The sequence below is a fragment of the Paenibacillus sp. genome (assembly GCF_048976745.1).
In the GTDB taxonomy this organism is placed as follows: domain Bacteria; phylum Bacillota; class Bacilli; order Paenibacillales; family Paenibacillaceae; genus Paenibacillus.
Genome location: NZ_JBHGUU010000006.1, coordinates 118,514 through 131,527 on the forward strand (window position 1 = coordinate 118,514; position 13,014 = coordinate 131,527).

The 13,014-nt window shown below is 46.2% G+C and carries 10 protein-coding genes; all 10 read left to right on the top strand.

All coding sequences use genetic code 11. From position 1 onward, the window contains the following. The first annotated feature begins 78 nt into the window (after positions 1 to 78). The 10 genes from ACE3K2_RS07340 (at position 79) to ACE3K2_RS07385 (ending at position 12,877) form a co-directional block, all read left to right on the top strand. A complete protein-coding gene (locus ACE3K2_RS07340) occupies positions 79 to 4,398 on the top strand; it encodes a PolC-type DNA polymerase III (protein WP_421888574.1) in 4,320 nt (1,439 codons plus the stop codon). Between the two features lie 257 nt (positions 4,399 to 4,655). Then, positions 4,656 to 5,117, top strand: coding sequence for a ribosome maturation factor RimP (rimP, locus tag ACE3K2_RS07345; protein WP_091017262.1), 462 nt, complete (start codon positions 4,656 to 4,658; stop codon positions 5,115 to 5,117). Between the two features lie 123 nt (positions 5,118 to 5,240). Continuing rightward, entirely contained in the window at positions 5,241 to 6,338 is a 1,098-nt protein-coding gene (gene nusA, locus ACE3K2_RS07350) for a transcription termination factor NusA (RefSeq protein ID WP_062833827.1), read from the top strand. Positions 6,339 to 6,363: 25 nt separating this feature from the next. Next, the gene (rnpM, locus tag ACE3K2_RS07355) at positions 6,364 to 6,669 is read left to right on the top strand and encodes an RNase P modulator RnpM (protein ID WP_249911082.1); all 306 of its coding nucleotides are present in this window, start codon (positions 6,364 to 6,366) and stop codon (positions 6,667 to 6,669) included. Further along, positions 6,662 to 6,991 carry a L7Ae/L30e/S12e/Gadd45 family ribosomal protein gene (locus ACE3K2_RS07360; RefSeq protein WP_017689142.1) on the top strand — a complete coding sequence of 110 codons (330 nt, stop codon included), beginning with the start codon at positions 6,662 to 6,664 and terminating at the stop codon, positions 6,989 to 6,991. The genes rnpM and ACE3K2_RS07360 overlap by 8 nt, the downstream gene beginning before the upstream one ends. Then, positions 6,984 to 9,569 carry a translation initiation factor IF-2 gene (gene infB / locus ACE3K2_RS07365; protein WP_421888577.1) on the top strand — a complete coding sequence of 862 codons (2,586 nt, stop codon included), beginning with the start codon at positions 6,984 to 6,986 and terminating at the stop codon, positions 9,567 to 9,569. The genes ACE3K2_RS07360 and infB overlap by 8 nt, the downstream gene beginning before the upstream one ends. 25 nt (positions 9,570 to 9,594) lie before the next feature. Then, entirely contained in the window at positions 9,595 to 9,954 is a 360-nt protein-coding gene (gene rbfA / locus ACE3K2_RS07370; RefSeq protein WP_062833829.1) for a 30S ribosome-binding factor RbfA, read from the top strand. A gap of 19 nt (positions 9,955 to 9,973) precedes the next feature. Beyond that, the gene (locus ACE3K2_RS07375) at positions 9,974 to 10,951 is read left to right on the top strand and encodes a DHH family phosphoesterase (RefSeq protein WP_421888579.1); all 978 of its coding nucleotides are present in this window, start codon (positions 9,974 to 9,976) and stop codon (positions 10,949 to 10,951) included. After that, positions 10,945 to 11,868: a tRNA pseudouridine(55) synthase TruB gene (truB, locus tag ACE3K2_RS07380; RefSeq protein ID WP_421888581.1), complete on the top strand. Its 924-nt coding sequence runs from the start codon at positions 10,945 to 10,947 to the stop codon at positions 11,866 to 11,868. Before ACE3K2_RS07375 ends, truB begins: the two co-directional genes overlap by 7 nt. Positions 11,869 to 11,938: 70 nt before the next feature. Further along, complete coding sequence (locus tag ACE3K2_RS07385; protein ID WP_062835982.1) at positions 11,939 to 12,877, top strand: bifunctional riboflavin kinase/FAD synthetase; 939 nt, start codon at positions 11,939 to 11,941, stop codon at positions 12,875 to 12,877. Positions 12,878 to 13,014 lie beyond the last annotated feature (137 nt).

Genomic DNA, 13,014 nt, shown 5'->3' on the forward strand with positions numbered 1-13,014 from the left:
GTCGGTGCGAGTTCGGATCGGTGACATTTTTGAATGCAGGGGCTTTTCATGCTTTAAGGGGGTACAAGGAGGAACACGATGAGCGGATTCGAGGAGAAGAGAAAACGGTTTGAGTTGTTGATGAAACAGGCAGAGCTTCCGGCTGGTCTGTTGGAGCCCTATTTTTTGGATGGATGGATTGAACAAGTGGAGACCAATCGAAGTAATCGAGAATGGAATATTCTGATTGCGAAGGAGACGTTGGTACCTGCTCCAATCTATCGCACATTTTGTCTGCATATTCAAGAGAAGATGAATCATATCGCCAAAATTTCATTTGGCTTCAAATATACGGACAAGGTACAAAATGGTGATATCGTCAGTGAATATTGGAATCTGTTTCTGGAGTGGGTTACCCGTGAGATTCCGTCTGTAAATGGCTGGATGAACCGGACAACCTTTGAGTGTGAAGAAGATCTCCTACAACTGACCATGAGTGATGCAACGTCGATGGAATTGGCTCGTAAGAAACAGATTGATCAGGCTATTACGAAATTCTATGAAAAATACTTTCATCTACCTCTTCGCATCAAGATGCAAGTGGGCGAAGTAGGAAGTAATAAAGAGGCCATGGAACAGTTCCAGGCTCAAAAACGTGTTGAGGAACTTGAGGTCATCGAAAAGATGATGAGTGAAGTGGACACAGAAATCCCGGTGGATGAGGAACAGGGCGATCTGCGTTTGCAGATGGGTTATGATATCAAGGAGCCAGCAGTGCCCATACAGGAAATCCAGGATGAAGAGAAAAAGGTCACGCTTCAAGGTACGGTATTTGGTCTGGATCGTAAAGAACTGCGAAACGGAAATACCTTGTTTACCTTCTACCTGACCGACTTTACGGATTCCATGCAAATGAAGATGTTTGCCAAAACAAAAGAGGATGTTAAAATTCTCAGTTTGCTGGCTAACGGTAAATGGGTAAAAGTGCGTGGTCGTGTAGAGTATGATCGGTTTATGCAAATACCTGAACTCGCGATGATTCCATCGGATCTGATTGAAGTCAAAGCACCGCCATCTCGTAAAGATAATGCACCAGAGAAACGGGTGGAGTTCCATCTGCACTCTACGATGAGTACGATGGATGCTGTAACTTCCATTGACAAATATGTGAAAATGGCAGCGGAGTGGGGACATAAGGCGATTGCTGTCAGTGACCATGGTGGGGTACAAGTATATCCCGAAGCTTCCAAGGCAGCTAAGAAAAATGGGATTAAAATGATCTACGGCCTTGAGGCCAATGTCGTGAATGACTCCGTTGCGGTCGTAATGGCTCCGCAGCCTTTGGATCTGCAAACGGCGACATACATTGTGTTTGATATCGAGACCACAGGTCTGTCGGTAACGCAGAACAAAATCATTGAGATTGCTGCTGTGAAGATGCAAGATGGTAAAGAAATTGACCGGTTTGCAACGTTTGTAAATCCGCATGAACGCATTCCCTACAACATTCAGCAATTGACCAATATTAATGATGAAATGGTAAAAGATGCACCTGAACTTGAACCTGTTATCCGTGATTTTGTGCAGTTTGCGGGAGATGGTGTACTTGTTGCCCATAATGCACGTTTTGATATGGGCTTTATCCAGGCTTCCCTGAAGCAAATTGGAATGCCGGAGCTTCCTAATCCGGTTCTTGATACGTTGGAACTGGCACGATTGTTATTTCCAAAAAATAAGAACCACCGTCTGAATACGATGGCGGATAAATATAAGGTTGGACTTGAAAGTCATCACCGTGCCATTGATGATACGGTTGCACTCGCGGGTATACTGATCGGATTACTAAATGATGCTGCCCAGATGAAAGGTTTGACGAGGCTTGATCGCTTGAATGATTTTGTGGGTGTCGACTTGTCGAATACAAGACCTTTCCACTGTGGAATCTATGCACTGAATGATGTGGGTAAGAAAAATCTATATAAGCTGGTATCTCTCTCTCATACGGAACATTTCAAGCGGGTACCGTGCATTCCCAAATCAAAACTGATTAATTTGCGTGAAGGCCTTGTTGTTATCTCCGGTTGTGAAAAAGGTGAATTTTTCGAAGCGGTACTTAACAAATCGCTCGAAGAAGCCGAAGAGATCGCCGAGTTCTATGACATACTGGAGATCCAACCACTTACCATGTATATGCATTTGGTGGATAAAGGGTTGGTGGCCACACCCGAAGAAATTAAAACAGCAATCCGCAAAGTCATTGATATAGGTGCAAAACTTAACAAACCAGTCATCGCCACAGGTAATGTGCACTATTTGGAACCGCGTGACAAGTTGTATCGGGATATCACCATTCACGGTATTACAGGATTTAGTCCACTGAAAGATCAACGTAAACCGGATGCACATTTCAGAACGACAGAGGAAATGCTGGAAGAGTTCCAGTTCCTGGGTCAAGAGAAAGCATACGAGGTCGTTGTTACAAATACGTTGGAGTTGTCTGATCGCTTTGAGGAAATTAAGTTATTCCCGGACAAACTGTTTACTCCGATTCTGGAAGGAGCGGACGAAGAAATCCGTAATACCTGCTATAACACTGCCAAGTCCATCTATGGTGAGGAGTTACCAGAAGTAATCGTGGCACGACTAGAGAAAGAACTCATTCCAATTATTAAATACGGTTTTTCTGCCAACTATCTGATCTCGGAACGCTTGGTTAAAAAATCGAATCAGGATGGTTATCTCGTAGGTTCGCGGGGATCGGTAGGCTCCTCTGTTGTTGCTACATTCCTGGGTATATCCGAGGTTAATCCACTACCTGCTCACTATATTTGTGTGAATTCGGAATGCAAACACAGCGAGTGGTTCCTGGACGGAAGTGTTCGGAGTGGTTTTGACCTTCCAGAGAAAGAATGTCCGAATTGCGGTGGTACGCTTAAAGGAGAAGGTCAGGATATCCCGTTTGAGACCTTCCTTGGATTTAAAGGAGATAAAGTTCCCGATATTGACTTGAACTTCTCTGGCGATTATCAGCCTCATGCTCATAACTATACGAAAGTACTATTTAGTGAGAAGAGTGTTTTCCGTGCAGGAACCATTGGTACGGTTGCTGAGAAAACAGCATTTGGTTTTGCCAAGAAATATGAGGAAGAACATCACAAGAAATGGCGCGGAGCTGAATTGAATCGATTAGCCTCAGGGTGTACAGGGGTAAAACGGAGCACTGGACAGCACCCCGGCGGTATTGTCGTGGTACCTGATTATATTGAGGTCGAAGACGTTACACCTGTTCAGTTCCCGGCTGATGACGTTAATGCGGAGTGGAAAACAACACATTTTGATTATCATGCTTTTGAAGAAAACTTGCTGAAACTTGATATTCTGGGGCACGATGATCCGACGATGATGCGGATGTTGCAGGATCTGACAGGGGTCGACCCAACAACCATTCCAATGAATGATCCCAAAGTCATGAGCATGTTTAACTCAACCGAAGCTCTGGGTGTTACACCGGAACAGATTAGGTCACCAGTCGCGACGTTTGGCGTGCCGGAGATGGGAACGAAGTTTGTACGTCAGATGCTTGTTGAATCCCAACCGACGTCTTTTGCCGATTTACTGCAGATTTCCGGATTGTCCCATGGTACAGGGGTATGGCTCGGAAACGCTCAGGATCTGATTAAGAACGGCACGTGCAACATTAAGACAGTAATTGGTTGTCGGGATGATATCATGTTATTCCTGATCTATAAAACGGGAATGGACGCAAGTCTGGCATTTAAGATCACTGAGAGCGTTCGTAAGGGACGGGGTCTGCCACAGGAATGGATTGACGAGATGAAGAATTGTAAAGTGCCTCAATGGTACATTGATTCATGTCTCAAAATCCAGTACATGTTCCCGAAGGCTCACGCGGCCGCTTATGTTATTTCCGCAGTACGTACAGCGTTCTTCAAGCTATATCACCCGATTGAATATTACGCAACTTACTTTACAGTTCGGGCCGATGAGATTGATATTGAACTGATGTGTCAGGGGTATGACGCGATCTATCGGAAAATTACGGAGATTGAGCAATTAGGTTTCCAGGCACCTCCGAAAGAGAAAAACATGCTGCCTGTCCTGGAAATGGGTCTGGAAATGGCAGCACGCGGATTCTCGCTGAAATCCATTGACTTATATCGTTCGGAAGCGACAAAGTTCATCGTTGATGGAAAATCACTAATCCCTCCATTTTCGGCGTTGGCAGGAATCGGGGATAATGCTGCACGCAATATTGCTGCAGCTAGAGATCATGGTGAGTTTCTGTCGGTTGAGGACTTCCAGCAGAAGTCGAAAGCAAGTAAGACCATTGTTGAACTCCTGTCGAATATGGGATGTTTCCGCGGCTTGCCTGAGAGCAATCAGCTTTCCCTTTTCTAGGATTAAATTTGGATCTTAAAATAGTGATTGATGGGGGAAACGTAATTTTTCCTTCATTAGTAAGTAAACCGCCTGAATCATCGCTTACTTGTCACTATTACCAGACTATGTTATAATTTTTGAAGTGAACGAGATAGTACGAATTTCTAAAGAGTGGGGAAACCCACTCTTTAGTCTTTGGTATACAAGAATCTTGGGTATTGAATAATCTGCCAGTGCTTTTTTGCTGGTGTAACCTAAGTTGGAGGTTATTGGTTTTGAGCACAACAAACATTAAATCTACCGTGGAAGAAATGATCCAACCCTACTTGAACGAACAAGGCTTCGAGCTGGTTGACATCGAATACGTCAAAGAAGGCAGCAACTGGTTTTTACGGGTGTATGTCGACAAAGAGGGTGGCATCGACATCGACGATTGCGTCTTGATCAGCGAAAAGCTGAGCGCCAAGCTGGATGAGAACGATCCGATTCCAACCATCTATTTCCTTGAAGTTTCTTCTCCCGGTGCGGAGCGTCCACTGAAAAAACCTGAGGACGTTACCAAATCTGTAGGCAAAAATGTTTTTGTTACAACCTACGAGCCGGTGAACGGATTGAAGGAATTTGAAGGCAAGCTGCTTTCCTTTGATGACGGGGAACTCGTTATCGAAGCAGGCAAAAAACAGCATGCCATTTCTTATGATAAGGTTGCCAGTGCGCGCCTAGCTATTTTGTTTTAAGTGCCTTGTTCACTTTATTAATGAAAAAGACACATCTCACGATAACGGCAAGGTGCTCATGAGTTCAGAGCCTTTCGCCGTTTTACGTATGAGATGCCATGTTTGAAAGGGGGATCAACATTCATGAGTATGGATTTTATTGAAGCAATGAATGAATTGGAACGGGAAAAAGGGATCAGCAAGGATGTGCTGTTTGAAGCGATCGAGGCTGCACTAATTTCCAGCTACAAGCGGAATTTCAACACGGCCCAGAATGTGCGTGTTGACATGAACCGTAATACGGGAGTTATTCGGGTGTATGCTCGTAAATTGATCGTGGAAGAAGTCCTGGATTCACGTACCGAAATTTCATTGCCTGCTGCACGCGAAATCAACCCACACTTCCAGCTGGAAGATATTGCGGAGATTGAAGTTACGCCGCGTGATTTCGGACGTATCGCCGCACAGACTGCCAAACAGGTAGTGACCCAGCGGATTCGTGAAGCCGAACGCGGCCTGATCTACAACGCTTTCGTAGACAAGGAAGAAGATATCGTTACGGGAGTGGTGCAGCGTCAGGATTTGCGCAATATCTACATCGATCTGGGCAAAATCGAAGCGGCTTTACCGCTGACCGAATTGATGCCGAACGAGAAGTTTGTTCATGGTGACCGTATTAAGGCGTATATCACCAAGGTCGAGAATACGACCAAAGGGCCGCAAATCATTTTGTCCCGTACCCATCCGGGCCTTTTGAAACGTCTCTTTGAACTGGAAGTGCCTGAGATCTTTGACGGTGTAGTTGAAATTCGCTCCGTCGCTCGCGAAGCAGGGTTCCGCTCCAAGATTGCCGTACATTCCCGCAACGAGGAAGTTGATCCAGTTGGATCTTGTGTAGGTCCTAAGGGAATGCGCGTGCAGACCATTGTGGGTGAGCTGCGCGGTGAAAAAATCGACATCGTTCGTTTCTCCGATCAGGTAGACGAATATGTTGCTAATGCACTAAGTCCTTCCAAAGTCTTGGAAGTTCATGTATTTGAGGAAGAAAAGATGGCTCGGGTTATCGTTCCGGACTATCAACTGTCGCTCGCAATTGGTATCAAAGGCCAAAATGCCAGATTGGCAGCCAAATTAACCGGCTGGAAAATCGACATTAAGAGCGAGAGCCAGGCGGAACAGGAATTCGGCAGAGAAAAAGATTCTTCTTCTGAAATGCATCAGGATTCCGTCTCCGTCGACTAAAGTAAAGTACGGGGGGCGCTGACGTATGAAACCAAAAAAAGTGCCGCTGCGCAAATGTGTGGCATGCCAAGAAATGATGCCCAAAAAGCAGCTGATTCGCATCGTTAAAACGCCAGAGGATGAAGTGCTGATCGATTTGACTGGCAAAAAATCCGGACGTGGTGCCTATTTATGCGGCAAAGAGTCCTGTTTTAAGCTCGCACTCAAAAACCGGGCTTTGGATCGGGCGTTAAAAGGCAAAGTCTCACCTGAAATTTACGAGCAATTAGCAGCTGACTTCATCGCAGTTGAGGATGAATTCAAAGCAGCACAGGAGCGTGAAAATGACTAATATTAAAACGCTGTCTTATCTGGGACTCTCTATGCGTGCAGGCAAACTTGTAACAGGTGAAGAAATTGTACTTAAAGCGATCCGTTCTTCCGAAGCTAAAATGGTTATTGTTGCGGGTGACGCCTCAGCCAATACACAAAAGAAATTTCGCGATAAATGCGGAACTTATAAGGTTCCTCTGTTGATCGGATTTGACCGGGATAGTCTGGGTTCAAGTATCGGTAAAGACACGCGTGTTGTTCTTGCAGTAACGGATCGAGGGTTTGCAAAAATGATCTCCAAGCAAGTCGGTATAATGTCGGAGGTGGAGTATATTGAGTAAACAGGAAAACAAGGATAAATTGCGAGTTTATGAATATGCGAAGTCCCTTAATATGAGTAGTAAAGAAATTATAACCATTCTTAAAAAGCTGGAAATTCCCGTTAACAATCATATGAGTGTCATGGAGAATGGTTCAGTCGGTAAGGTGGAACAATTTTTTAAAGATATAAAATCCACTGCTGCTTCCAAACAAGGCAACGAAGCAAAACCAGTTGCTACTTCGGCAGTACGCAGTGACAAAACAGTGGACAGCAACAAGCCGGCCGGCGGAGTGAACACGCCGAATAGCAGTAACCCATCCGGTAGTCCCGTACAAACAAAAATACAACAGGAAAAGCAGGTAGGTATGAACAATAGACCAAATTCCAACAATAACAATGGCACCCAAAGACCCAGCGGCCAAGACAGCCGCAACAGAACGAACTCTTCCCAAGGCTCAAGCCAAGGAGGACAATCAACGAACCGTCCAAGACCGGCTCAAGGTGGACAAAGCAGTACTGCATCCCGTCCGCAAGGAACGGGGCAACGTCCGACTAACAGTGGTGGCGGTCAAGTAAGAACTTCAGGACCTAACAGCGGTGGTAATACAGGTACTGGCGGCAACCGTAGCGGTGGTCAAGGTCAGAGCCAAGGACAAGGCCAACGCAGAAGCGGCCCAGGTGGTACTACTGGCAACAACAACAATAGTGGCAACCGTTCAAACAGCGGTGGCGGTGGACGTCGTTATGATGACAATCGTGGTGGCAACTTCCGTGGTAACCGTGGTGGTAAGAACAACCGCAACAGAAATCAGCAACAGTACCAACAACGTGAGAAAATTGATAACACACCTAAGAAAATCATCGTTCGTGGTGATATGACCGTAGGTGAAACAGCGAAATTGCTCCATAAGGATGCTTCCGAAGTTATCAAAAAACTCATCGCGATGGGCGTTATGGCAACAATCAACCAAGAACTTGATATCGAAACAATTCTGCTGCTTGCTGGAGAGTTCGGTGTCGAAGTTGAAGTGAAGATTGTGCTCGAAGATGACCGTTTTGAAACGCTGGAAGAGAATGATGATCCTGCAGATTTGCAGTCTCGTCCTCCAGTAGTAACCATCATGGGACACGTTGACCATGGTAAAACGACATTGCTTGATGCTATTCGTTCTACGAATGTAACAGGCGGCGAAGCAGGCGGAATCACACAACACATTGGTGCATATCAAGTTGAAATCAACAATAAAAAAATTACGTTCCTGGATACTCCGGGCCATGAAGCGTTTACTGCAATGCGTGCACGTGGAGCACAGGTTACGGATATTACAATTATTGTTGTAGCTGCTGATGACGGTGTTATGCCACAAACGGTTGAGGCGATTAACCATGCCAAAGCTGCTGGGCTCCCAATTATCGTAGCTGTCAATAAAATCGACAAACCGGGTGCTGATCCGGATAAAGTAAAACAAGAATTAACTAACTATGAACTCGTTCCGGAAGAGTGGGGCGGAGATACCATCTTTGTTAACGTATCAGCGAAACAAAGAATGGGTCTGGAAGGTCTGCTTGAAATGATTCTGCTCGTTGCAGAAGTGAACGAATACAAAGCGAACCCGGACAAACGTGCCCGTGGTACAGTGATCGAAGCCGAGCTGGATAAAGGACGTGGCCCGGTTGCCCGTATCCTCGTACAGCACGGTACATTGAAAGTCGGAGATGCTTTCGTAGCAGGTAACTGCTTCGGTCGTGTCCGTGCGATGGTCAATGACAAAGGTCGCCGATTGAAAGAGGCTGGACCTTCAACACCTGTAGAAATCACAGGTCTGACTGAAGTTCCAGGTGCCGGAGATCCATTCATGGTGTTTGAAGATGAGCGCAAAGCGCGTTCCATCGCTGACAAACGTGCGATTACGCAACGTGAATCCGATCTGGGTACACATACTCGCGTAACGTTGGATGATCTGTTCCAACACATCAAAGATGGCGAGATCAAAGATCTGAACGTGATCATCAAAGGTGACGTACAAGGTTCGGTTGAAGCATTGAAAGGTTCCCTTGCGAAGATCGAAGTTGAAGGAGTACGCGTGAAAATCATTCATAGCGGCGCTGGTGCAATCACCGAGTCCGATATCATTTTGGCTGCAGCATCCAATGCCATCGTGATTGGTTTCAACGTACGTCCTGATAACCAGGCGAAAACAACTGCAGATCAAGAGCAAGTAGACGTTCGTCTGCATCGCGTGATCTACAGTGTTATCGAAGAAATTGAACAAGCGATGAAAGGAATGCTTGATCCGATCTACAAAGAAAAAGTTATCGGTCATGCTGAAGTTCGTAGCACGTTCTCCATCAGTAAAGTGGGTACCATCGCTGGTTGTATGGTTACCTCGGGTAAAATTACGCGTTCTGCGGAAGCACGCCTGATTCGTGATGGCATTGTCCTTTACGAAGGTAAGCTGGATTCCCTGAAACGTTATAAAGATGATGCCAAAGAAGTAGCCCAAGGCTACGAGTGTGGTATCACACTGGATAAATACAATGATCTCAAAGAGGGCGACGTTATCGAAGCCTTCATTATGGAGACAGTACAACGATAAGCAAGGAAGCATGAGGTGAACAACAATGGCTAAGATTCGTACAGGTAGAGTGGGCGAGCAGATCAAGAAAGAATTGAGTCTGCTCATCCAGTCTGAACTGAAAGATCCACGTATCGGCTTTATTACGGTAACGGGGGTCGAAGTGACAGGAGACTTGTCGCAAGCCAAAGTTTATCTGAGTGTCTTCGGTGAACAGGAACAAAAAGATAACTCGCTCAAAGCACTGGCAAAAGCAAATGGATTTTTGCGTTCCGAGCTGGGCAAACGTATCCGGTTTCGTCATGTTCCCGAGTTGATATTCAAGATTGACGAATCCATCGCTTATGGTAGCCGAATTGAGAAGCTGCTTGGCGATATTGGTTCCGACAAGAACGAATCCCAGTAACAGAATAGAGGAGACGGCAATGCACACTTATGAACAGGCGCTCCAGGCCGGAAAGCAATTTCTGCTGGAGCATGATGATTACCTGGTCGTGTCGCATGTACAGCCGGACGGTGACGCAGTCAGCTCGACGGTAACGGTGGGCTGGCTGCTGTCATGTCTGGGTAAGACATTCACGATGATTAATGAAGGCGAAATCCCCGGGCGCATGCAATTTCTGTGGGAGGCTGGCAACATTGTGAACATGACCGAACAACCACCGCAGCGAAAATATAAAGCTGTTATCTGTGTGGATTGTGCAGACTTTGCCAGAGTAGGTTTGACGCGTCATTATTTCGAAGAAGATGCTGTTATCCTGAATATCGATCATCACCCTACAAATGACGGTTATGGTACAGTCAACATCATTAAGTCAGATGCGGCTGCAACGGCTGAAATTTTGTTCGATTTTCTTAACCTGTTCCACATCACATGGGATAAAGATGTAGCGACGGCAGTGTATACAGGATTGCTTACGGATACAGGTGGGTTCCGCTATGCCAACACCAGTCCAAATGTAATGACAACGGCCTCCAGACTGCTTGAACATGGCGTGGATGGACCCTATCTCGCCCAGACCTTGTTGGAGCAGGTGACTCTTCCACAAGTTCGGATTTTGCATCAAGCACTATCAAGCCTGCAGATGACGGATGATGGCAAGATAGCCTGGGTTGTTATTACACCAGATGATATGGTAGCTTGCGGAGCAGCTAACGAAGATCTGGAAGGTGTAGTGAACTATCCGCGCAACATTCAAGGCGTGGAAGTTGGTATCTTTTTCAAAGTCATCAACGAGAATGCTGTTAAGGTTTCTCTGCGTTCGGCTGGCAAGATTGATGTTGCTGCATTAGCCCAGACCTTTGGCGGTGGTGGGCATGTACTCGCAGCCGGTTGTCGACTGGAAGGCAAACTGGACGATATTGTCGCAAAAGTATTGAAGCAGGTGAATTCACAATGGTAAAGCCATTTGAAGGTGTACTTCCGGTGTATAAACCGGCGGGATTTACTTCTCATGATGTTGTAGCCAAAATGCGTCGCATTCTCAAGATGAAACGCATCGGGCATACGGGCACACTGGACCCACAAGTTACAGGTGTTCTGCCGCTCTGTCTTGGGCGGGCGACACGTGTGGTGGAATACATGCAGGAACTTCCAAAGGAGTATCTGGCTACGCTAAGATTGGGACTGTCTACTGACACAGAGGACATGACAGGGGAAGTCATTGAGCGTGCTGATACAACAGTGGAAGTAACACAGGATCAGGTTCAACAGGTGCTTGAGCAGTTTTTGGGCACGATCTCTCAGGTACCGCCCATGTATTCTGCGGTAAAGGTAGACGGCAAACGTCTGTATGAGCTTGCTCGTGAAGGGAAAACGGTAGAGCGTAAAAGCCGTGAGGTCACAATCTATGAGCTCGAACTTACAGGGATTGAGACTCAGGGTGAGACGACCGATATATCCTTCCGGGCCTTATGTTCAAAAGGTACCTATATTCGGACATTGTGTGTAGACATCGGCCGACAACTCGGATATCCATCGACCATGGTTCGACTGGAGCGTACGATATCGGCAGGTATCTCTGCAGATCGTTGTCTTCGCATTGAAGAAGTGGAACAACTTATGGCTGATGGTACTTTGGCGGAGGCGCTGATTCCTGTTGACGAAGCTATTGCTTCGATTCCGGCTCATAAGGTTGGAGAAGAACAGGCCAAAGGAGCACTTCAAGGTCAGAAACTGTCTGCACGTCTTCTGGAACCGCCTGTAGAGCAACCTGGTTTGTTACGGTTGTATGCTCAGGATGGTACGTTTCTGGGGATATTTGAACGGGATGAATTAAAACCAACGGTGAGGGCAGTTAAAGTCTTTTTGCCGGAATAAAGAGGTCTCGGGCTTGGAGTTATGGTGATGCTCAAGCTTGGCCTATCTAGTGAAATGCAGGTGAATGATTGTGAAAACCGTAATGCTAACCTATCCGCAGACGTTACATTCGACTGAACTTAGCACACTTCCCCAAGTGCTTGCGATTGGTCAATTTGACGGACTGCATCTCGGACATGCAAGTGTCATTTTATCAGCTGTCCGCATTGCGCGGGAAACGGGCATGCAGGCAGCGGTCATGACCTTTCATCCACATCCGAAGGAAGTTATGCGCAAAGGGGATTACGAGGGTTATTTAACTCCCTTGAGAGATAAAGAAGACATCTTGGCAGGAATGGGCGTTGATGTACTCTATGTGGTGGAGTTCAATGAAGATTTCTCACGGTTGACGCCACAACAATTCGTACACGACCTGTTGATTCCTCTTCAGACACGAACAGCGGTGGTGGGTTTTGACTTCCGTTTTGGTCACAAGGGTGCAGGGGATGAACAACTTCTTCGTACTTTGGGAGAAGGAGAGATGACGGTGGAAACCGTTCCTCCTTTCTTGTTAAATGGTGAAAAAGTGAGCAGCTCTCTCATTCGTGGCCTGTTGAAGCGTGGGGAGATGGATGAAGCCAGTCAGTGGCTTGGCCGACCTTACAGCATCAGAGGAACCGTCATTCATGGGGAGAAGCGTGGACGAACGATTGGATTTCCTACAGCCAACCTTGAACTCACGGATCATTACGTTACCCCGTCGAAGGGTGTTTACGCTGTTCGTGTGCAGTATGGTGAACAAGAACTGCATGGCGTAATGAATCTCGGTGTGAAACCTACGTTTCACGAAAGCGGGATGAAACCTACGTTTGAAGTGCACCTGCTCGATTTTGATGGACACTTGTATGACCAGGAACTAAAGGTTGAGCTCGTTCACTATATTCGTGCAGAACGAAAGTTTGACTCCATTGATGCATTGATTAGCCAGATTCGTGAAGATGCATTAACTGCCGGCCGCCTGTTATCTTAAAGGCTCAGGATTAAATGCATGTTTACATTTACATTAACTAGGCAATTATGATATACTGTACTACGTTGTCGATTGAGATAACATTAACCTTGGCTTGGTTACTTGCTCTCACCGGCGGTGACGAGGCTAATGGCGAT

Bases quoted from the DNA above. Each gene is read 5' to 3' on its own strand.
- ACE3K2_RS07340 (WP_421888574.1), top strand. From the start codon at position 79: ATGAGCGGATTCGAGGAGAAGAGAAAACGGTTTGAGTTGTTGATGAAA.
- nusA (WP_062833827.1), top strand. From the start codon at position 5,241: ATGAGTATGGATTTTATTGAAGCAATGAATGAATTGGAACGGGAAAAA.
- rnpM (WP_249911082.1), top strand. From the start codon at position 6,364: ATGAAACCAAAAAAAGTGCCGCTGCGCAAATGTGTGGCATGCCAAGAA.
- ACE3K2_RS07360 (WP_017689142.1), top strand. From the start codon at position 6,662: ATGACTAATATTAAAACGCTGTCTTATCTGGGACTCTCTATGCGTGCA.
- rbfA (WP_062833829.1), top strand. From the start codon at position 9,595: ATGGCTAAGATTCGTACAGGTAGAGTGGGCGAGCAGATCAAGAAAGAA.
- ACE3K2_RS07375 (WP_421888579.1), top strand. From the start codon at position 9,974: ATGCACACTTATGAACAGGCGCTCCAGGCCGGAAAGCAATTTCTGCTG.
- truB (WP_421888581.1), top strand. From the start codon at position 10,945: ATGGTAAAGCCATTTGAAGGTGTACTTCCGGTGTATAAACCGGCGGGA.